The sequence below is a fragment of the Neorhizobium petrolearium genome (genome assembly GCF_017873175.1).
Taxonomy (GTDB): Bacteria; Pseudomonadota; Alphaproteobacteria; order Rhizobiales; family Rhizobiaceae; genus Neorhizobium; species Neorhizobium petrolearium.
In genome coordinates this window covers 16670-37705 of sequence record NZ_JAGGJW010000022.1, presented here as the reverse complement: position 1 = coordinate 37705, position 21036 = coordinate 16670, and the positions used below count along the sequence as shown (strand labels likewise).

Below are 21036 nucleotides of genomic sequence, written 5' to 3'. Positions count from 1 at the left end.
GCACAATCAAGATAGTGCAGGACAGACTGTGCTATTAGATGCTAGAACGCGATTGAACCAATAAGGAAAACTTCTAAATGGCTGGCGAAAGCCTGAACGATCTTTCGGCCTTCATGGTCGTCGCGGAGGAGCGCAATTTTACGCGGGCCGCCAAGCGTCTTGGTGTTTCCCAGTCCGCATTGAGCCAAACTGTCCGCGCTCTTGAAGCCCGGCTCGGCCTGCGGCTACTCACACGTACGACCCGCCGTGTCGTGCCGACGGAGGCCGGGGAACGGCTCATTCGCAGCATTGGACCGCGGATCGCCGAGATTCGCCGGGAACTCGACGGCTTGAGTGAACTGCGTGAGAAGCCCTCTGGCACAATTCGGCTGACAGCATCCGAGCACGCGGCCGAATCCATCCTGTGGCCAGCGGTCGCCGGACTCGTCGACGCCTATCCGGACATCAAGGTGGAGATCGTGATCGATTACGGCTTGACCGATATCGTCGGGGAACGCTTCGACGCGGGCGTGCGGCCGGGCGAGACAGTCGCCAAGGATATGATCGCGGTTCCGATCGGACCGGCCTTGCGAATGGCGGTGACAGGTGCGCCTTCCTATTTTGCAAGACGTCCACCACCGAAGACACCGCAGGATCTGACCGGTCACAACTGCATCAATCTGCGCCTGCCGGTCCATGGCGGCCTTTATGCCTGGGAATTCGAGAAGAAAGATCGTGCGCTCAACGTGCGCGTGGACGGGCAGCTCGTTTTCAACACATCAAGCCTCATGCTAAAAGCCGCGCTGGAGGGACATGGCCTGGTCTACCTGACAGAGGGTCAGGTGGCGCCCTACCTTGCCGATGGGCGTCTCGTTCGCGTCCTTGCCGACTGGTGCGAGCCGTTCTCCGGCTATCACCTCTATTATCCCAGCCGCCGTCAACCGACGCCGGCCTTTGCTCTTCTGGTGGAGGCTTTGCGCTACAAAGCGAAACAGTAAGACGGTGGGCCAACCGCCGAATCTCTTGTGCGTCTAGTCGTTCGTAACAGTGGGTTCCACATCTTCCGAAATCTCCTGACGGAGTTTCGGCCCCTGCGCCAGGCGCCGTCCGAGGGCGGTGATGAACGCCTCGTAACGCTCGCTCGCCTTGGCACGCGCTGCCTGCGCGGCAGGCTCCGGCAAGGCGGGCGTCGTGGTGATCCAGAAGCGGATGAACACCGCAAGGGTCTCGACGGCGATTCCCACGTCCCGTTCAAGCCGCGTCATCCGACGGTCAAGCTGATCGAGGCGTTTGGCAACAACCGCCTCGCGCCGCTCAGCATCATCCGGCGAGAGAAACGACGCGATGGCCGCCTCCGCGATCATGGACTGCGACTGGTCGCGGCGCGCGGCGAAATCCGCCAGCGTCTTCTCGACGTCAGGGTCCAGATAGATCGTGGTCTTTATCTTCTTTCGGCGAGTGGTCATGGCGCCTACAGCTCCATGCCGTCATTCGGATCGAGTGCGACCTGCCGTGCGACACCCTGCATCTGGCGGATCATGCGCCGATTGCGAATGGCGTCCTCATCGACATCGTCCGGCGGCTCGAACTCGAATTCATTCTCAATCGGCGCCTTCTTCTCCACCGGCTTCGCACGGCTGAGTTCGGGTTGCAGCCGCCGTTCGGATTCGGTCGGGTCTTCATCATCGGAGCGGCCCGCCGGCGGCGCGTCGAGCGCTTCCGGCCGCGCCGGGATCGGCAGGCTGCTCCAGTCATCCGCGCGAACCTGATCCGGGCGTTTCAGGTCAGGCGGGGACAGCAGGCGTTCACGGAAGCGGGCATCCTCATAGTAGCGTGCCTTCTTTGCCCGGATCGGCGGAATGCCGGCGACCATGACGATCTCGTCGGTCGGCGGGAGCTGCATGATCTCGCCCGGCGTGAGGAGCTGGCGGGCGGTCTCCGAGCGCGACACCATCAGATGTCCGAGCCAGGGCGACAGCCGGTGCCCGGCATAGTTCTTCATGGCCTTCATTTCGGTCGCGGTGCCAAGCGCATCGCTCACCCTCTTCGCCGTTCGCTCGTCGTTGGTCGCGAAACTCACGCGAACGTGGCAATTGTCGAGGATCGAATTATTCGGCCCATAGGCTTTCTCGATCTGGTTCAGCGATTGCGCGATCAGGAAGGACTTCAGGCCGTACCCGGCCATGAAGGCCAATGCACTCTCGAAAAAATCGAGCCTTCCGAGCGCGGGAAACTCGTCCAGCATCAATAGCAGGCGATGCCGGCCGCCGCCCGATTGCAGATCCTCGGTCAGGCGCCGACCGATCTGGTTCAGCAGGAGACGGATCAGCGGCTTCGTACGATTGATGTCCGACGGCGGCACCACGAGATAGAGCGTGGTCGGGCGCTCGCCGCCTACAATATCGCGGATCCGCCAGTCGCAGCGCCGCGTCACCTCGGCGATGACGGGATCGCGGTACAAGCCCAGAAACGACATGGCGGTCGAGAGAACGCCGGAGCGCTCATTGTCGGATTTGTTGAGCAGCTCGCGGGCTGCACTGGCGACGACGGGGTGCGGTCCGGCCTCGCCGAGATGGGCGGTCTTCATCATGGCGCGCAATGTCGATTCCACCGGGCGCTTCGGATCGGAAAGGAAGTTGGCGACGCCGGCCAGCGTCTTTTCCGGCTCGGCATAGAGGACATGCAGGATCGCGCCGACGAGAAGTGAGTGGCTGGTTTTTTCCCAGTGACTCCTTTTGTCCAAAGACCCTTCGGGATCGACGAGGATATCGGCGATATTCTGGACGTCGCGGACCTCCCATTCGCCGCGGCGGACCTCGATCAGCGGATTGTAGGCCGAGGATTTCGGATTGGTGGGGTCGAACAACAGCACGCAGCCATGGTGTGATCGGAAGCCGGAGGTGAGCTGCCAGTTCTCGCCCTTGATATCATGCACGATGGCCGAGCCCGGCCAGGTCAGAAGCGAAGGTACGACCAACCCGACACCCTTGCCCGAGCGTGTCGGTGCGAAGCACAGTACATGCTCCGGTCCGTCATGGCGCAGATACTCATGTTCGTATCGACCGAGCACCACACCGTCGGGGTCGAGCAGCCCGGCGGCCTTGACTTCGGCCTTTTCTGCCCAGCGGGCGGAACCATAGGTCGCAACGTTCTTCGCCTCGCGTGCGCGCCAGACAGACATGCCGATGGCGACCGCAATGGCGATGAAGCCGCCCGAGGCGGCGATCATCCCGCCCGTCGCGAAAATGCCTGGCGCATAGGCGTCGTAGAAATACCACCACCACATGATGGCGGCCGGAAAGTAGATCGGCACGCCGAGCAGCGTGAACCACGGCTCGCCGAGCTGCGCCTGGTAGCCGAGGCTCCATGCGACATACTGCGTTGCGCCCCAGGTGGTCGTGAGGACGATGAGGAAGATGATCAGGATCTGTCCCCAGAGGATTTTGGTCGCGGACATGGGCGAAGCTCCTTTCTGATTGCGCCTAGAGGCCGAGCCCGCGCTTGCGCCCGAAATCCCAGTCAATGCCGCCGTCGTCGCGCGCGACGCCGGAGACGTGACGACCGATCTGCTTTTCGAGAGAGGGCGACCAGGGGACGAGCTGGAAGCCGAGGCCGTCGTCGATCATGGCGAAGCGGCCGGAGGCGAGCGTGAAGCGCTGGCGATAGGAACCGGCGACATATTCCCCGCCGCCGGCATGATTGAATGGCAGGCCGGTCTCGGCGGCAAGCTTCTCGCCGAGCGCACCGACCTCGCGCTGGCGAAGCGTGTTGAGGAGCCGCCGTGCGAAGACGACACGCCCGCCCTGCCGCTCGGCTAGACCCTCGCCGATGAGGTGCTCGGCCCGTTGGTCAAGAGCCTGCTGCACCTCGGCGCCGAAGCCACCCTCCGACAGCGCGATGGGCTCGCGGGCAACCGCCTGCCGGTCGAGCCAGGTCGCGCCCGTTGCGTTGACCTGCGCGTGGATATCCAGATCGGAGCGGACGGCGAGCGCGACACGGCGCTGGCCTTGCGAATCCTCGTAGGCGCGCAGCTCGACGATCGATCCGGGCGGGCTGTCGCCGGCGGCGTCGAGATGCGGCAGCTTGATATGATGGGTGCGGCCGTCCACGCCGTCGACCACGGCGAAGGCCGTCCCCTTCAGCTCATCATCGAGACCGCGTTCGAGCAGACGGCCGACAACGGGCACGTCGAGGCTTTCGCCGGCCAGCACATAACTCGCCGAGCCGCGCTCGATGCCGCGTTCGGCGAGCGCGCGGTGCATGCGCTTGATGATGTCGCCGCGCTCGCCAAGTTCGCGCAGGACGCTCTCCGCCTCGGGCCTGATGAACCACTGCGAATGACCGACCTGTCCCGCGACGCCAAGAATTTCCAGCGTCCGCAGCCGGCCCACCTTCAGCGCATGGAATTCGTCTGGTTGGCGGTCGGCGTGCGGCGCAAGGTCGATGATGCCGGACTTGCCGGCATCACGGACAAGCTGGCGGTCGAGCTGCGTCCAACGTTCGGTCTCGATCTGGCTTTCGAGCGAGCGGCGGATGTCGAGGTCGGTGCGCGGCCCCAGTTCTTGGGTGATGAGATCGCGTGCCCGGTCGCGCATACCTTCCTTGATGTAGTCGCGCGAGATCACGAGATCCTGGCCGTCATCGCGCACGCCACGCACGATCAGGTGGATATGGGGATGCTCGGTGTTCCAGTGATCGACGGCCACCCAGTCGAGCCTCGTGCCGAGATCCTTTTCCATCTGGCCGACGAGATCGCGGGTGAAGGATCTGAGGTCCGCCATGTCGGGCGCGTCGTCAGGCGAGACAATGAAACGGAAATGATGCCGGTCGTCGCCGCAGCGTTCGGCGAAGGCGCGGGCATCGGCATTCTCGGTTCCCGGCCCGAACAGCCGCGCCTTTTCCCCGTCACGGGTCACGCCGTCACGGCGCAGATAGTCGAGATGGGTTCCGAGCGGCGCGGATCGTGGGGAGTGGCGGACCACGCGCACCTTGACGACAGCGCCGCGCGTGCGCGACGTGATGAGGCGGTTGGCCTGAATGCTGGCGCGTTGACCGCGCCCGAATCGTGAGCGGTTGCCGGAGGTGACGCGGCCCGATCGCGAGACGCCGCCGCCTGCCTTCTTCGCAGCGGCGAGCGCCTGTGCGACGAAAGGCCGGGCCTGCTGCGCGCGGGTTGATCGGATGCGCCCCGGACGGATGCGGAACTCGCTGTCATCGGACATGACGTGACCCCGCACCGTGCAAAACTCGAAGGCAAATCAGGAGGATGGACGCGGAGCGCACGGTGCGCGCCAGCGCTGCACGGTGCGGAACGCGCCGAAAACATGAACAAAAACAACCGACCGACCGAAGCGCACCGTGCGCCTTTTTATCCTGCCATCGTCCGGTTGCTGCGCCTGCCGCCACCCCCGGCGCTCTCCATGACACGCCAGCGCACGATGGGATGCGAAGTACCGCAGGGCCGCTCATGGCCGGTCCCCAGCGGCATTCCGGGCGACGAACAGCCCTTCTGGCTGTGCGGCGACAAGCATCTGCGGTGTCGCCGTGACGGGTGAATGGACGTCGTCCGGCGAGCGGTCCGCGGCCGCGGGATCGGCGCTGGAAGTGCCGCCATCGCGCGCGACGAAGATCGCCGCCTCGCGCCAGTCAAGCGGCCGAGTGATCGCCGAACCGCTCTTCGAAGGGCGCTCGCCGCGCAGCGCGGGCGCGAGCGAAGCGACGTAAGCGCGCGTCTCGGCGGGCAGCGGGCGACCCTTCGCACGATGCTCGTCGTAGCGTGCGGGTCCGGCATTGTAGGCCGCGAGCATGGCGGTGATGTCGCCATAGCGATCCCACATTTCGCGCAGGTACGCAGTACCCGCGAGGATGTTATCGCGCGGATCGTAGGGATTGCGGCCGAGGCCGTGGCGGATGCGAAGCTCGGCCCAGGTGTCCGGCATGACCTGCATCAGCCCCATCGCACCGGCCGAGGAGACGGCCCGCACGTCGCCCGCGCTCTCGGCGCGCATGACGGCGACGATCCATGCTGGCGGAATGCCGAAGCGGCGCGATGCCTCGGCGATATGCGCCGCATGCGGATGGGCGGCGACGGTGCTCGTAGGCGACACGCTTTGCGCCAAAACCGTCGGCGTTGCGGCCAGGGTGAAGAGCAGGCCGGAAAGGAGAAGGAGCGCTGAGCGCCGGACGGTGGAAAAACGTCCGGCGCAGGCGCGGTCTCGGGGCGCCGCCATTCAGTCCTCCTGCCGCTTCTTGGAGGGCTGGACGGTGGTGAGCACCCAGGCAGAACCGTCGTCACCGGCGCGGAAGAGATTTGCGCGAAACGTGCCGCCGAGTAGCGGGCTGTAGATCGTGATCGAGACGAACTCGCCGGCCCGTTCGCCGACATGTATCCAGCCCGCGCCGATATCGAGGCCGTCTTCGTCACCGAGCAGGACGCGGTATTTCGGGGCGTTCTCGGCTTCCGACGGCTCGGCGGGAACGAGGGTCATTTCCTCGTCGATGCCAAGCGTCCTGAACCGTCCCTCGAATCCGGATTCTGTGCGGGTGAAATGTCCAATCTGGGCCATGGTGATGGTCTCCTGTGCTGCGGTGGGATTGCGAAGGATGCGCGCTCACCGCGTCGGCGCGCGCCAGACGAAGCGGCCGTCGCCGTCCTCGTCGGTGAAAAGCGGGGTGGCCCGGCCGATCACCGCGGAGGCGGGAAACGGGCCGAAGTACCGGCCGTCGAGGCTGTCGGCGGCTTCGAGGTTCATGAGGAAAAGTTCGCCGCCGCCGATCACGCGGCAGCCCCGCCAGGCCGGCAGGTCGCGGCCACGGCTGTCGCGGTCGCGGGCCTCGCCGAGCGGAACGTCGTCGACCGTGATGGCGCGGCCATCGCGGCACACGCGCTGCCCCGGCAGGCCGACGATGTGCTTGAGGATCGGGACGTCGCGGCCGACATAGCCGCGTCCGACCATGAAGGAGGCGAACGGCTCCGGCGGCATGACGGCAACGAGAGCCGGCACTTCGATCCGCCCGGCCGGCGATACCGTGTAGAAGCCGACCGGCGCGCTCGCCGTCGCGTTCCAGATGAGTTTCATCGGCATGGCGCTGGCTGCGGCGATGCCGAGCACGGCGACGGATGTCGCCGCGAGGTAGCCGAGCCGCATCATCGCCGGATCTCCCGCCGCCGGAGCCACGCCTGATGGCGCTCGGCTGTGTATGGGCGCGGCGTCTCGCCGGCATTCATCCAATGCGCGACGTGCCGCCAGTGATCGGGATCGGCGTCCGCGGCATCGATGCCGAGGGCCTCGATGCCGTCGACGTGACGAAGCACCTCCTCGACCTTCGGCCAGCTCTCGACCTTCAGCAGGATTTCGCCGCCGGGGCGCACGAAGGGTAGTGTCTGGAACAGCTCACCACGGTCGACGGCGCGCACGATATCGAGGCGCGAGATGATCGTTCCGTAATCGTTTGCCGCCCAACGGACGAGGCAAAAGATCGTGCCGGGCGCGAAGCCGACGACCCTGTGACGGCGGTCGAGTTTCTGCTCGTAGCTTTCGCGCCCGAACCTGATCCAGTTCTCGATGCGCTTCTCGATCCATGTGAGTTCAACGAGCGTGGTGAAGGCGGCGGGACCGTCCGGCAACGGACGGCCGCCGATGCGGAGCGCCGCATTGCCGGTCATGGTGTGTCTCCTTGGGTGTCGGGGAATTCGCGCTCGAACAGCTCGCGCAGCATGTCGGCGACGGTGACGCCGCGACCGTAGGCGGCGATCTTGATCCGGCCGCGCAGCTCAGGCGTGATGTCGATGGTGAGGCGGGCCGTGAAGGTCACGGCTGCGCCATTGCGTGGCGGAGGCGTGTCGGCGGCCTTGATCCATCCATCGGGATCGGCGGGGCGCTGCGCGAAGCCGCGCCTTTCGGTGCGCGCCGTCATGACGGACCTCCGTCATGGAACGGCAGCACAGTGGCGATACGCGCGCGGGCGCGCTCGGCCATGTCCGCGTCGATCTCGCAGCCGAGGTAGCGACGGCCGGAGAGCCGGCAGGCTTCCCCGGCCGCGCCCGATCCGGCAAACCAGTCACCGACCAGACCGCCCGCCGGGCAGCTTGTGCGGATCAGGATTTCGAGGAGCGACGACGGCTTTTCGGTCGGGTGGATCGCGCGGCCGTGGCAGTTGCGCACGTAGATGACCGAGCGCATGAGGCGCGGCCCGCCGTCGTGGCTGACGTAGTGGCCGGCGTCGATCTGGCCGGTATGGGGAGGACGCTGCTTGCGCCGCACGGTGCGGACCGTCGCATCGGGCGTGGTTTGGACGTCATTGTAGATGTCGCGCCACGGCGTCTCGGCCGGGTAAAATTGAACGGCGAGTTCATGCACGCGCTTGAAGCGGTCGGCATGGAAGCCTGTGCCGTTCTGCTTCTCCCAGACGATCTCCTGGGCGATCCGGAAGCCCGCATCTGCGAACCGGATTGCCGTTACCATGAAGCTGCGCAAAGAGCCGAAGACCCACAGCGAGCCGGTCGGCTTGAGGGCGGCCCGCGCGAGCGGAAGCCAGCCCTCGACGCGGCGGTCCCAGGCGAGCGATGTGCCGCCGTAAGGCGGATCGGCGAGGATCATGTCGAATGGGCCGCGATGCGGCATCAACTCGCGGCAGTCGCCGGTGAGGACCATCATGTCGCAGTCCTCCCCGCACGGAGGCGCTCGATCTCGGTGGCCAGCGCCGCGATCTCGCGCGCGGCGGGCGAACGGCGGTCGATGTCCGAGGCGAGCCGCCCGGTCTGCGCGGCGTCGGCAAAGACGACGCGCTGGCCAATCGTTGTGGCGAGCAGCGGCGGATCGTGGTCGGCCAGGGTCTCGGCCGTCTCGCGAGCAATGACGGTGCGGGCACCGCAGCGGTTCAGCACGAAACGGGCGGCGAGCTGGGGCCGGTAGATGCGCGCCTCCGTCAGGAGCGCAAGCATCTCGGCGGAGGCCCAGCCGTCGAGCGGCGACGGCTGCACAGGGATCAGCACGAGGTCGGCGGCGAGCAGCGCGGAGCGCATGAGGCCGGCGACACGCGGCGGGCCATCGATGACAACATGATCGACGTCGCGCGCGAGTTCGGGTGCCTCGCGATGCAGCGTATCCCGTGCCAAGCCGACGACGCCGAAGGCGCGCGGCAGGCCCTCACGCGAACGTCGCTGCGACCAGTCGAGCGCCGAGCCCTGCGGGTCGGCGTCGATCAGGGTGACGCGTTTGCCGCGCATCGCCAGCTCGCCGGCGAGATGCAGCGCGAGCGTCGTCTTTCCGACGCCGCCTTTCTGGTTGAGAACCGCGACGATCATCGGCGTCCTCCCGGTGGATCGAGAGGAAGCCCAGGCATCGCCGAGTCGGTGGAAACGGAGGAGCCCGCGCGATCGTGCGTTTCTGTGCGAAGGGGCTTGGCTGGTTGGACCGGCGCGCTCTTCTTCGCCGTTACGCTGAGGCTTCTGGCGGCGTCGCGGACGAGGTTTTCCACATCGCGCGCGCGCTCTTCAAGGTTAGAGTCTATGTTAGACTCTAAGTTAAGGGCGCGATTTCGTGTGGAGTTTCCGTGTCTTACACCGTGTTTGGGTTCCTGATAGCACGAGCCTCGGGTTCCCGATAGCACGATAGTCCGGGTTCCCGATAGCACGAGGCCGTCCACAGCTTGTCCACAGGCGGGCATCGGCTCGAACGCGAGCAGCAAACGCCCGCCGATCTCGGCTTCGAGAAAGAGCCTGTAGCCTGGCAGCGGCTGGCGCCGAATGATGTCGCGCAGTTCGAAGGCGAAGCGTTTGAATGGCGACAGGCTGCCGGATTTCTGGTGAAGGTGACGGAAGTCGAAGCGCCAGCCATCGCGCTGGCGGCCGCCATGCTTGCGCACCAGGCGGTAAAGCCAGCGGTCGAGGCCGCCCGTCAGGTTGAAATAGGTCCGGTCGATGGTGAGCACGAGCGCATCGTCGAGGACGGCCTGGTAGAACCAGTCCGGCACGATCAACTCGATGCCCTCCGGGCGGCCGTTGCGGTCGGTGCGCTCCTGCCATTCGTTTATCCACGAGAAGCGATGACGGCGGCCTTCAGAAGGTTGTCGGATCGAGGTGGAAACGGTGGTCGATTGCAGGCGGTCGAGCGCAGCTTTCAGGCGCTGATAGTCGCGCGAGCTGGTGCCCCGGCCGACATAGGTGAGAATTTCATAGGGCGTGGCGGCCATCAGCCGCGAGGTGCGAAGCCCGTTGTCGCGGGCTTCGACGATCTGGCTTGCCGCCCAGATCAGGATGTCGGCATCCCATATCGTGGCCATGCCATGATCGGGAACCGCCTCGACCCGGATCGTCACGTTGCCGGCGACGAAATCGATCGGGGCGACGCGATGGGTCTTGGATAAGGAGAAGAAGGGATAGGCCATGAGATCCTGCGCGTCTCGTGGCGCGAAGTCGCCGGGAAGCGCTCGGAACAGATCGAGTTGCCCGCGCTCCGAAAGGGATCGACGCCGCACCGCCATGAAGGAAGCCGGCCGCGGTCAGCGGGCGTAGCGGGCGTAGCGGGCGTAGCGGCCGGCGTGGACCGGCTGGGCTGGCGTGTGGCGCTTCGCCGGCAGCACGGAGCCGCGCGGATCGGACGTCGACGTCACCGCGCCGCGAGCAGCCCAGGTTTCGAGATCGTCGATGGCATAGACGACGCGGCCGCCAAGCTTTCGGTAGGCCGGGCCGGTTCCGTAGGTCCGGTGTTTTTCGAGTGTGCGGGCGGAGAGGCTGAGAAACTCCGCCGCTTCCTTGGTGCGAAGGAAGCGCGGCGGGAGAACGACGGGTTCATGTGGCATGGATCGGACCTCCGTGGTGTTGGGGACGGCCGTCGCGGATCAGCGGCGGGCAAGGACCACGGTGGCGGAGGAAAGCCGGCGAGTTGCAGGGCGAAGTTGGGGGGTATCGAATTCGCCCACCACGGAGGGGCGCGACCGCGCTAGGATTGGCGGCGATGACGAAGGAGCTTTCGATAGCCGCCCGCGATCGTGGCGCGGGCATCGCGCAGGAGCGCCTTGATGGCGTGGCGTATGGAAGACGCCTGCCAGTCGTCGCGATCGAGATGATCGATGTGAAAAATGACCTCGGCGATTTCCTGCTGTGTCGCGCCGGCGCGATAGCCGTCGAAGGCGCGCAGCATCCGGCGCTGGCGGGCGCGCTGCTGACGTGTCAGGCGCGTGTCGGGAGGAATAGCGCGGCCATGCAACGCCGAGAGAAATCGATAGACGGCCTCGATTCGATCGAAGCCGTCTATGCCGAGAGGAATGACCGCAACGGCATCTGCTTTTCCGTCAATGGCTTGGTCGATGATCTGGATGCACTGACCGTTCGCAAGGGCAAAGCGAAATGCAGGGTCTTCATCACCCATCGGCAGGTCTCGCCGCCACAGTTCGGGACCATCGCTCGTGATGCTGGAGCCGAGGTCAACTGGTGCCTCGGTGAGCACGACAACGCTTGTGTCATCCTGCGGAAGCCAGAAGACCGGCGCTTCCGGCGGAGGTGTCAGGGGGTCGACCGGGAAATCGCAACCCCCACCGCTGTCGAATGCGCTCGGTCAGTGGTTCGGGAGTTCCGGGAGCCGAGGCCGGCCCCTGAAAATCCGCGTCATAAGCGTCGTTACGGCGGAGCCATTCCCAGGCCAGATCGGACGCTGTCAGCGCGTCCAGATGGTCATATTCCGAGGAACGCCAGATCGATGCGTCGGGTGTCATCGCTGATCCTCCCAAGTTTCTGTCTAAGTATTTGGGGGATTCACGATTCCCGTTTCGGTTGATCTGCGGAAGTCAGTCGCACCTCAACGGGTGATGCGTCCCGCGCATCACGATGGTGACCGGCGCTGGTCTTCACGAACCAGTTCGCGATAGCCGTGCTCCAACATCCACCGCCCGCGCGCCAGATGCGCATCGTGAATAGAGCGGCAGCGCTTGGGATCGCGATCGGGATCGAGGCCGAACAGGATATGCACCGCTTCGCGCCAGTCGGCGCCGTCACGGTTGGCGTCGACCAGCCGCATGTAGAGTTTCATATGTTTGCGATCATAAGATGTGATCGTTTCGCTGAACGGTGGTTCGTCCAGAAATGTTTGCGTCTCCTGTCCCATCGGGCCACCATATTCACGCGCGCTACGTCCGTTAACCATCTCGCTCAGGAGATAGCCCCTTTTTTTGACAAGGGTTTGGTAGCTCGGTGCCCGGCGACTACCGGGACGAATCGCTCCTGTCATGCAGAAGCAAAACTCCTTCGCCCTTGTCTGTCGAAAGGAGAACAATCCCGGCCGCTTCGAGAGCCCGGCGCACCTGATCACGCGTCGATTCGAACACTTCGAGACCGTTTTCGGATTCGAGGCGTTTCAGTGCGGTCAATGCTACTCGGGCCCTGTCAGCGAGCGTCTCCTGCGTCCAACCCAGCAACGCGCGCGCGGCCCGTGATTGTCGGGCGGTGATCATGCATGACCACCTCCCATTCGGACCTGTGCGCACTCCAGAACTACGACTAATTTAGTCGTTCTTGGCTCGTTTCACCAGCATGAAATGCCTGACCGACAGTGGAATCAGCTTTCCTATGGCGACTGATTCGGTCGTCTCGGACCATGGCCGACCTGTCGGACGGCCAGTTGCCGCGATCCGGCCCGACCATGAAAAACCCGGCGGCTTACGCCGCCGGGGTTCAGAGGTTCCCGCTCAAAACGGGATGTCATCGTCGTCGATGAACTTGCCGTCGTTGCTTTCGGTCTGCTTCGCCCGGCTCAGGAAGTCGACCGTCTCGGCGATGATCTCGCATCCGTAGCGGTCGTTGCCCTGCTGGTCCGTCCACTTCGAGTAGTGGATGCGACCGCGAACCAGAACCTTCATGCCTTTCTCGCAATATTCCTGGATTGTCCTGCCGAGGCCGTTGAAGGCGGTGATGCGGTGCCATTCCGTGTCCTGGACCCGGTAGCCCTTCTCGTCCCGGACGACCTTGCCGTCGGAATAGCGGGGGCGCGAGGTGGCCAGCGTGAAGTGGGTGATCCGGGTGCCGCCCTGGAGCGTGCGGGTTTCGGGGGCCTGACCGATGTTGCCGGCGAGAATGACGATGTTCTGCATTGTAAGTCTCCGTTGCTTCTCGGAGGGACCATTCCCTCCGACGAGACCCGGCCAAGGCCGTCGGGAGACTCCCGCAACTGCCGAACCTTTCGGCAGCTCGCCCCTAAGGCCCCAGGTGGGGCGGGCAGCCGCGCTTGCGCGGCAACACGGCTGGGAGCCGCGGGGGTTGCTGGTGGAAACCGAACGGACTTAGGGGATCAGTCAGTCGGAGGGATTGGTGCCTTTGAAAGCAGGAATACGGAGACGCGCAGCAGAACCATTGTCCTTGCCGGTAACAGCGACCAGGCAGGCTCACGGACCTGCATGCTTCGGAGCGATACCCAACCTTCTCCCCTTCCGGCCACCCTGCGTCTTCGCCGCTCGGACGGACACATGGGCGGAAGAAGAATGAGGCGGCTGTCGGGCTCTAAGGACACGGAACAGCACCGCATCACCGTCTTCGACGGCGGAAAGGCCCGATTCAGCCAAATTGCGAGAAAGGCATGAAGGTTCTGGTTCGCCCTCACGTCCCCCACCACGAAATGGATGGTCTGGCGGGCATCGATTGCCCACGGCATGCCGATCTCAAGCCGTGACCGGCTTTCCAAGCCGAGCGAAGCAGACCGAAAGCAAGGACGACAAAGGCGGCGTTGACGCGACAACCTCGACTGCGTGTGAACCGCGAAACCCTGCGGTGCAAGCCGCAGGGTTTTTTCATGGTCGCGCCGGATCGCGGCCGACCGATCAGCGCGAGAACAACGACACGCCGAGGGCGTTCAGATTGACCATGGCCGCGATGCCGATGAACAGACCGGCGCTGCCGGAAAGCAAATTGAGCATCAGGCCGGGATCGATGGCGTTCTTCGCGATGCCGTGGATGAGTGCATATCCGGCGATGACGGCGGGTACGGCAAAGACGGCGAGAGCGATCAGCCGCAGAGCCGGATTCCTGGCGAAGCCAAGAACTGCGATGACGAGGCCGATCGAAAACAACGCCGCGCCGGCGGCGGCCAGTCCGGACAGGAAAATGCCGGCTCCAGCACCCCATGCGTATTGGGCGGCCGACAAACCAACCATGAAAGGCAAAGCGTAGATCGCAAGATTGTAGGCAAAGATGCAGAACGCGATCGTCAAGGAGATGGCGAGTAGGATGAGCGACATGGAAGCCTCCACATGATCGGTTGAGGATCACGACAGGCTGCCTGTAGATACGCTCCGCCTGCGACTATGCTACTGTTCCGGTTCTGCAAAGATGTTTCATAAGAGCCATCAACCTCTCCGCTAGTCAAGTATTGGCGGCGGGAACAGCCGCTAGGCGGCGGCGCTTACGCGCCGCCGTCGAACTTCATGACGGGGATGCCGAGCTTGCGGGCCTTGTCCGCAAGGTTCTCCTGAATGCCGGTGCCGGGGAAGACGAGGACACCGACCGGCAGGACGTCGAGTATTGCGTCGTTGCGCTTGAAGGGCGCGGCCTTCCCGTGCTTCGTCCAGTCGGGCCGGAAGGCGACCTGTGACACCTTGCGGTGGTCGGCCCAGCGGGAGGCGATCAGTTCAGCGCCCTTCGGCGTGCCGCCGTGCATTAGCACCATGTCGGGGTGCTTCGCATGGACCTGATCGAGCTTCGCCCAGATCAGGCGGTGGTCGTTGAAGTCGGCGCCTCCGGTCAAGGCAACCTTGGGGCCGGCGGGCAGCATTACCTCGGTCTCGGCCCGGTGTTTCGCGGCAAGGAAGTCCCGGCTGTCGATCATCGCGGCGGTCAGGTTGCGATGGTTGACCATCGAGCCGGTACGGGGCCGCCAGGCGCTGCCGGTGTGGTGCTCGAAGGCTTCCGAGGCGACGTCGCGGAAGAGTTCCATGCTGTTGCGCCGCTCGATCAGGGTCTGCCCTTCTGCCGTCAAGCGCTCAAGCTCTACCGACTTCACCTCGCTGCCGTCCTGTTCACGCTGGAGGCGGCGCTGCGCCTGCTCGTTGTCGTCGAGATCGCGTTCGACCCGGCTCGCGGCGCGGTGGAAGAGATTGACGGTCCCCCAGAGCAACTCGTCGAGGTCGGGTTCGAGGCGGGTGTCGCCGAGCGTCGCGACGAGGGCGTCGAAGATATCTGCGACGGCTGCGGCGACTGCGTTGCCCTCCGGGAGCGGCCTGGGATCGGGTTCGTCCTGATACGGCCGCCAGCCGTAGAGCTGGAGTTCGGTGAGGAGATGATCGGTGGGGGACGAGGTGTGGTCCGGCTCGAAGCTCAAGTTTTCGTTTTCGTTCGTCATCGGAGGCGTCCTTTGTCTGGAGACCGCGCCCATCGCGGCCTTCGCAGGCGTCGAAAGCCCACGGGCGGACTGGACTGGCACCCTCGCGCCCTCGCGAGGGCTCCGATGGCCGGGTTCGGGCTATTTTGTTTCGCGATGCAAAGGCGGGCTTGCCCGCCGGCGGAAAATAGCCCGAACGCGGCCATTACCTGTCCGGGCCGTTTGTGGGCCGATCGCCCTCTCAGAAGGCCGTGGGCGCCGCTCTCTCCGACTTCAAAGGATGCCTCAGATGATGAATGGAGACGGCAGGTGGAGATACCCCGACCGCGCCTTGTCCCCCACCGATCACCTTCTCACCCTTCCACGAAACGGTGGACGTCATCGGGATGGAGTTGCTCCATCAAGGTCGCCCGCAGGGCGTCGATGCCGCGCCAGCGCAGATCTTCGTTGAAGTCCTTGGCGATCGGCGACACAGAAATCGCCTCGATCCCGACGCTCCTTGCTCTGGCGACCAGGCTGTCTCTTGCGCCGTCGCCGGCCGGATCGCGATCCCGGAGGACATAGAGCCTGCGCAGCGTCGCCGGGAACAGGACGGCAGCGAGGTGCGCCGCGGAGAGCGCCGCCATCATCGGCATGTGGGGCAGAACCTGACGGGGCGACAGCACGGTCTCGATACCTTCGCCGGCCGCGAGCACCTCATTGGCAACACCGAATCGGACGCCATGCCCGAGAAGGTCGCCCATTGCCCGCCGCGGTGACTCGACGGGCGCCTTGCCCGAACCATCCGGGGCGATCCAGGTGCGGTGCGCGCCGGTCTGGTTGCCGTGAAGATCGGTGACGGCAGCAACGATCGCCGGCCAGATCTCGGTGGGCGTATGCTCATCGGGCTTGTAGTAGCACCGCGGATGGTAGCGTAGCGCGGTGGTTCCCGCGAGGGAGGTGATCGCCCGACCGTTGAGGTAGATTTCCGCGAGCGTGCCGCCGATCGGCTGCGACATGGCAAAGAGCCGCCGCGACGCTTCGGGCGAACCGACAGCGATGTTCGACATCCTGCCGGTCGGTGTCCTCGACCTCGAAGGTTCGGGATGCGGGAGAGCGAGGAAACGGCGCGCTTCCTCGGCGACGTCCTTGAAGTCGATGAGGCCGTGCGTTTCGCGGATGACGTCGAGCAGATCGCCATGTTCCCCCGTCGATGCGTCGGTCCATTTCCCGGCAGCGCCCTTGCCGGATTCCGACCCGATCAAGCGCACGAACATCGAGCGGCCGGGGTGGTTCTGAACGTCGCCGACGACCCAGTATCGTCCGGCACGGTGGCCGGACGACAGGTAGTGGCGGCAAACCGCCTCGGCATTGCGGCCGAGACGGGATGCCAGTTCGGAAGCGTCGTGACGGGCCATCACGCTGCCTCTTTCTCGCCGATGCGCTCCACCGGCCAGCGGTCGAGCACCTTGGCAAGAACCGCGGGACCACTGGCATCGACGGGCACGAACATGCGCAGCTTCCACGAGATGATCTCGTGGAACAGGCCGTGGGCCGTGAGGCGCTCGCGCATCGTGTCATCGAAGCCCGACAGCTCGATGCGGTTCGCGCCCATGACGCGAACACGGCGAAGCTGAAGTCCTTCAGCGAGGTCGAGGATGGTGCGACCGTCCATTAGGGCGGTGAAGGCATCGTCCGGCGTAATCGCGGCTGAGCCGGTCGTGGTCGCATTGGCGGCCCAGGCCGGCGAGACCTTGCGGCCGATGATGCGCTCGCCTTCATCGGTCTGGAGACGATAGACGCGCGTCGAGTCGTTCAGCAGCCGCTTCCAGATGGGCAGAAGCAAGCCCGTAACCATGTGGAGCGTCGCGTCCGTGAACTCTGGCACATCGGCGATCTCGGCGTTCCAGGCAGACGCGAAAGCCTCCTGATCAGCTTCGACCCAATGGGTCTCGCCCATGGAGCGTATCGGAATGTTGTGCGCCTCGGTCGGCCGGATCAGCCGGACGCGGCGCTCGACCTCGCCGTCGTCGAGCATAATGCTGCTGGCCGGGATCTGAACGGCAGCACGCCTCGAGCGCTCGTTGACGAGCAGCCTGGCGCGCGGATCGCCGAGTTCGGCGAGAGCAGCGTCGAGCGTCACCGGACGATTGCGCCTGCGCTCGTTGATCGTGAGCAGGCTGGTTTCTGCGCCAGTACGCGGATGCGTGTAGATCGTCTGGCGCTCGATGACGACGAAGCTTTCGGCGCGCAGCGTCTCCAGCCCGGCGTCATAAGTTCCCGACGCAATCGCACCCTCGATGCGCGCAGTCAGGAGTTGCTCGAAAGCCGTGAAGAGGATGCCCTGAAGCTCGATGGTGAGCGCGAGCAGCCTGTTGAGGAACGTCGTGATCGGCGGCAACTCGTCCTTGATGCCGGTCGAGTCCATCAGCTTCAGGCCGGTGGCTTCCTCGAAGCGCTCGAGCGAGCAGCCTTCGACCTTACCACGCACCAGCAGCATATAGAGCTGACGAAGTGCGTCGCGGGCGTAATGGCTCTCCAGATTGTCCTCGGGGCGGAACAGCCCCTGACCGCCGGTCTGGCGCTGGCCGCGCGTTATCGCGCCCAGCGTGTCGAGACGGCGGGCGATGGTGCTGAGAAAGCGCTTCTCCGCCTTCACATTGGTCGAGATCGGCCGGAAGAGCGGCGGCTGCGCCTGGTTGGTGCGGTGCGTCCGGCCGAGCCCCTGAATGGCGGTGTCGGCTTTCCAACCCGCCTCAAGCAGGTAGTGGACGCGGAGCCGGGTGTTCTTCGCCGACTTCTCGGCATGATAGCTGCGGCCGGTGCCGCCGGCGTCCGAGAAGACGAGGACGCGCTTGTGGTCGTCCATGAAGGCTTGCGTCTCGGACAGATTGGCCGCGCCGGCGCGCGTCTCAACCACAAGCCGGTCGATGGTGACGCTGCCGCTGCGCTTGCGGACGATGCGGCGCGACCGGCCCGTCACCTCGGCAACCATGTCCGTTCCGAAATGCTGGATGAGCTGGTCCAGCGCGCCCGGAACCGGCGGCAGGCTGGCGAGCTTCGCGATGAGCGCATCACGCCGCGCGACCGCCTCACGGCTTTCGACGGGCTGGCCGTCACGATAGACCGGCCGCGACGACAGATTGCCCTCGCTGTCGGTGTATGGCTCGTAAAGTTGGACCGGGAAGGAATGGGCGAGGTAGTCGAGGACGTATTCGCGCGGGGTGATGTCCACGCGCACGTCGTTCCATTCCTCGGTCGGCAGTTCGGCCAGCCGCCGCTCCATAAGCGCCTCGCCGGTCGACACGATCTGGATGACGGCCGAATGACCCGCCTCCAGATCCGCGGCGATCGAGCGAAGCAGGGTCGGCGTCTTCATGCTGGTCAACAGATGGCCGAAGAAGCGCTGCTTGGCGCTTTCGAAGGCCGAACGGGCCGCAGACTTCGCCTGCTTGTTGAGCGTGCCCGAACCACCTTCACCGCCTCCGGTAATGTTGGCGGCCTGCATGGCCGCATCCAGATTGTTATGGATGATGGCGAATGCGCCCGCATAGGCATCGTAGATGCGGACCTGCTGAGGCGTCAGTTCGTGCTCGACCAGCTCGTATTCAACGCCGGCAAACGAGAGCGAGCGGGCGGTGTAGAGGCCGAGTGCGCGCAGATCGCGGGCGAGCACCTCCATGGCCGCCACGCCGCCGGCCTCGATCGCCTCGACGAACTCGGCGCGCGTGGCGAACGGGAAATCCTCGCCGCCCCACAGGCCGAGCCGCTGCGCATAGGCGAGATTGTGGACGGTGGTCGCGCCGGTGGCCGAGACATAGACGACGCGGGCATTGGGAAGCGCGTGCTGGAGGCGCAGGCCGGCGCGGCCCTGCTGCGAGGCGGCGACGTCACCTCGTTCTCCCTTGCCGCCAGCGGCGTTCTGCATCTGGTGCGCCTCGTCGAAAATTACCACTCCATCGAAGTCGGAGCCCAACCATTCGACGATTTGCTTGACCCGCGAAACCCTCTCTCCGCGGTCGTCGGAGCGCAGCGTGGCGTAGGTTAAAAATAGGACGCCCTCGCTCAGCGTGATCGGCTTACCCTGCGCGAACCGCGACAGCGGTGTGACCAGCAGACGCTCCATGCCGAGCGCACCCCAGTCGCGTTGCGCATCTTCGATCAGCTTGTCCGACTTGGATATCCAGACGGCCTTGCGCCGGCCCTGAAGCCAATTGTCGAGGATGATTGCAGCGGACTCCCGGCCTTTGCCGACACCAGTGCCGTCGCCGATCATGAAGCCCTGGCGCAGCCGGATAGCGTCCTTGGCGTCCTCAGATGCAGCGGTCAGCTTGTCGAGGGTGTCGTCCACCGTCCACGCACCGGCGAGGAAATCCGAATGCGCCTCGCCGGCATAGATCACCGTTTCGAGTTGCGCGTCGGACAGGAGATCGACGACATTCGCCGGCAGCGTCGGGCGATAGCTCGGCTTCGGCGGTGCGACGCTCGCCATGGCCGCCGATTGCACGAGTTGGGTCGGATGCGCTTGCGCCCCCGAAATCCGGATGGTCTGGAGCCCGTATTCCTCATAGATCGCATCGGAAAGGCGACCGGCATCCGCGGGCCTCCAATCAACGGTTTCGTAATCGAGCGGAGCGCCCTCCGGCTCGGCATGCGCCGCGACGGGCGCAGCCTTGGCCACCCGGTTTACGTAGGCGCGGACGGTTCGAGGCGCGACCACAGGGACGGAGACGGACGGATCGACCGGCAGGCGTGCCGGGAGGTGCTCGGCCAGCCATCCAAGCAGAGTGCCCACATCCGGCGCGACGCCGGGCGCAGTGGGGAACACGGACGGGTCGTCGGCCGGCAGCTTGTCGATGATGGTCAGCCGGGTCGGATAGGTCGTGCCATGCTTCGCATAGACCGAGCCGTCGACCGCTGCGGAAAAGACGACGCGGCCGCGTTCCTGTAGCCGTGCATAGGACGCGGACCAAGCCGGAGCGTCGGGGGCGAAATTCGCGCCGGTGATGGTGACGAGACGGCCGCCGGGAGCAAGACGCGCCAGCGCCGAGGCGACATGGCGGAAGGCGGCGCCGGCCATCCGGCCCTCGACATTGGCCATGACGGAGAATGGCGGGTTCATCAGCACGACGGACGGCAGAATGCCGGTGTCGAGATGGTCGTCGATCTGCGCCGCATCGAAGCGGGAGACGGACAGGGCCGGAAAGAGAAGAGAAAGGAGACCGGCGCGGGTCTCGGCAAGCTCGTTGAGCACGAGCGAGCCGCCGGCGATCTCCGCCAGAATGGCGAGAAGCCCGGTGCCGGCCGACGGTTCCAGCACGCGGTCGGCCGGTGTGATCGCCGCTGCCGTCACGGCCGCGAGGCCGAGCGGGATCGGTGTCGAGAATTGCTGGTAAGACTGTGCTTCCTCCGAGCGGCGCGTATGCGTCGGCAGGAGGCTGGCGATCTTGGCGAGCTGCGGCAAAACCGTCACCGGAGAAGCGGATTTACGGAAAAGCGCCTTGCCGTATTTACGCAGGAAGAGAACGGTCGCCGCTTCGCAGGCGTCATAGGCCGTTTTCCAGTTCCAGACGCCGGTCGCGTCGGAGGCACCGAAGGCAGCCTCCATCGCGCCGCGCAGCATGGCGGCATCGACGCGCTGGCCGCGCTCGAGATGAGGCAAGAGGAGCTGCGCCGTGGCGAATACGGCGGCAGGAATGTCGGTGTCGGGGACAAGCGAAAGCGGCGCGGCGGCGGATGCCGCCGCAGGCGTGGAAATCATGTTCATGGGAGA

At 65.3% G+C, this 21036-nt stretch carries 22 protein-coding genes; 1 reads left to right on the top strand and 21 read right to left on the bottom strand.

The window, feature by feature from the left end:
• Positions 1-77: 77 nt before the first annotated feature.
• Positions 78-977 carry a LysR family transcriptional regulator gene (locus tag J2046_RS30270; protein WP_210058181.1) on the top strand — a complete coding sequence of 300 codons (900 nt, stop codon included), beginning with the start codon at positions 78-80 and terminating at the stop codon, positions 975-977.
• Positions 978-1010: 33 nt separating this feature from the next.
• Here the strand turns inward: J2046_RS30270 and J2046_RS30265 are convergent, their stop codons facing one another.
• The 21 genes from J2046_RS30265 to J2046_RS30170 form a co-directional block, all read right to left on the bottom strand.
• Positions 1011-1445: a CopG family transcriptional regulator gene (locus J2046_RS30265; protein WP_210058179.1), complete on the bottom strand. Its 435-nt coding sequence runs from the start codon at positions 1443-1445 to the stop codon at positions 1011-1013.
• A 5-nt stretch (positions 1446-1450) separates the two neighbouring features.
• A complete protein-coding gene (locus J2046_RS30260; RefSeq protein WP_210058177.1) occupies positions 1451-3436 on the bottom strand; it encodes a conjugal transfer protein TraG in 1986 nt (661 codons plus the stop codon).
• A gap of 25 nt (positions 3437-3461) precedes the next feature.
• Complete coding sequence (locus J2046_RS30255) at positions 3462-5201, bottom strand: relaxase/mobilization nuclease domain-containing protein (RefSeq protein ID WP_210058175.1); 1740 nt, start codon at positions 5199-5201, stop codon at positions 3462-3464.
• A 243-nt stretch (positions 5202-5444) separates the two neighbouring features.
• Positions 5445-6086, bottom strand: a complete 642-nt coding sequence (locus J2046_RS30250) for a lytic transglycosylase domain-containing protein (protein WP_459213538.1) — start codon at positions 6084-6086, stop codon at positions 5445-5447.
• A 123-nt stretch (positions 6087-6209) separates the two neighbouring features.
• A complete protein-coding gene (locus J2046_RS30245) occupies positions 6210-6545 on the bottom strand; it encodes a DUF736 domain-containing protein (protein WP_210058172.1) in 336 nt (111 codons plus the stop codon).
• 45 nt (positions 6546-6590) lie between these two features.
• Positions 6591-7130 (bottom strand): S26 family signal peptidase, encoded by a 540-nt coding sequence (locus tag J2046_RS30240; RefSeq protein WP_210058170.1) that lies wholly within the window; start codon positions 7128-7130, stop codon positions 6591-6593.
• A complete protein-coding gene (locus J2046_RS30235; RefSeq protein ID WP_210058168.1) occupies positions 7127-7645 on the bottom strand; it encodes a DUF2840 domain-containing protein in 519 nt (172 codons plus the stop codon). Before J2046_RS30235 ends, J2046_RS30240 begins: the two co-directional genes overlap by 4 nt.
• Entirely contained in the window at positions 7642-7896 is a 255-nt protein-coding gene (locus tag J2046_RS30230; protein WP_210058166.1) for a hypothetical protein, read from the bottom strand. Before J2046_RS30230 ends, J2046_RS30235 begins: the two co-directional genes overlap by 4 nt.
• Positions 7893-8636, bottom strand: a complete 744-nt coding sequence (locus J2046_RS30225) for a DNA-methyltransferase (RefSeq protein WP_210058164.1) — start codon at positions 8634-8636, stop codon at positions 7893-7895. The genes J2046_RS30230 and J2046_RS30225 overlap by 4 nt, the downstream gene beginning before the upstream one ends.
• Entirely contained in the window at positions 8633-9286 is a 654-nt protein-coding gene (parA, locus tag J2046_RS30220) for a ParA family partition ATPase (RefSeq protein ID WP_210058162.1), read from the bottom strand. The genes J2046_RS30225 and parA overlap by 4 nt, the downstream gene beginning before the upstream one ends.
• A complete protein-coding gene (locus J2046_RS30215) occupies positions 9283-10464 on the bottom strand; it encodes a replication initiator protein A (protein WP_210058160.1) in 1182 nt (393 codons plus the stop codon). Before J2046_RS30215 ends, parA begins: the two co-directional genes overlap by 4 nt.
• A gap of 18 nt (positions 10465-10482) precedes the next feature.
• The gene (locus J2046_RS30210; protein ID WP_210058159.1) at positions 10483-10782 is read right to left on the bottom strand and encodes a helix-turn-helix transcriptional regulator; all 300 of its coding nucleotides are present in this window, start codon (positions 10780-10782) and stop codon (positions 10483-10485) included.
• A gap of 140 nt (positions 10783-10922) precedes the next feature.
• Entirely contained in the window at positions 10923-11429 is a 507-nt protein-coding gene (locus J2046_RS30205; protein ID WP_325169806.1) for a DUF2285 domain-containing protein, read from the bottom strand.
• A gap of 13 nt (positions 11430-11442) precedes the next feature.
• Positions 11443-11694 carry a transcriptional regulator domain-containing protein gene (locus J2046_RS30200; protein ID WP_210058157.1) on the bottom strand — a complete coding sequence of 84 codons (252 nt, stop codon included), beginning with the start codon at positions 11692-11694 and terminating at the stop codon, positions 11443-11445.
• A gap of 107 nt (positions 11695-11801) precedes the next feature.
• Positions 11802-12206, bottom strand: coding sequence for a DNA -binding domain-containing protein (locus tag J2046_RS30195; RefSeq protein WP_411828570.1), 405 nt, complete (start codon positions 12204-12206; stop codon positions 11802-11804).
• Positions 12181-12429 carry a helix-turn-helix domain-containing protein gene (locus tag J2046_RS34010; RefSeq protein ID WP_233470390.1) on the bottom strand — a complete coding sequence of 83 codons (249 nt, stop codon included), beginning with the start codon at positions 12427-12429 and terminating at the stop codon, positions 12181-12183. The genes J2046_RS30195 and J2046_RS34010 overlap by 26 nt, the downstream gene beginning before the upstream one ends.
• A gap of 234 nt (positions 12430-12663) precedes the next feature.
• Complete coding sequence (locus tag J2046_RS30190; RefSeq protein WP_210058156.1) at positions 12664-13065, bottom strand: single-stranded DNA-binding protein; 402 nt, start codon at positions 13063-13065, stop codon at positions 12664-12666.
• Between the two features lie 723 nt (positions 13066-13788).
• Positions 13789-14205: a hypothetical protein gene (locus J2046_RS30185; RefSeq protein WP_210058155.1), complete on the bottom strand. Its 417-nt coding sequence runs from the start codon at positions 14203-14205 to the stop codon at positions 13789-13791.
• A 164-nt stretch (positions 14206-14369) separates the two neighbouring features.
• Positions 14370-15305, bottom strand: a complete 936-nt coding sequence (locus J2046_RS30180) for a DUF2493 domain-containing protein (RefSeq protein WP_210058154.1) — start codon at positions 15303-15305, stop codon at positions 14370-14372.
• 332 nt (positions 15306-15637) lie between these two features.
• The gene (locus J2046_RS30175; RefSeq protein ID WP_210058153.1) at positions 15638-16681 is read right to left on the bottom strand and encodes a DUF7146 domain-containing protein; all 1044 of its coding nucleotides are present in this window, start codon (positions 16679-16681) and stop codon (positions 15638-15640) included.
• Positions 16681-21030: a strawberry notch-like NTP hydrolase domain-containing protein gene (locus J2046_RS30170; RefSeq protein WP_210058152.1), complete on the bottom strand. Its 4350-nt coding sequence runs from the start codon at positions 21028-21030 to the stop codon at positions 16681-16683. The genes J2046_RS30175 and J2046_RS30170 overlap by 1 nt, the downstream gene beginning before the upstream one ends.
• Between the last annotated feature and the right edge of the window lie 6 nt (positions 21031-21036).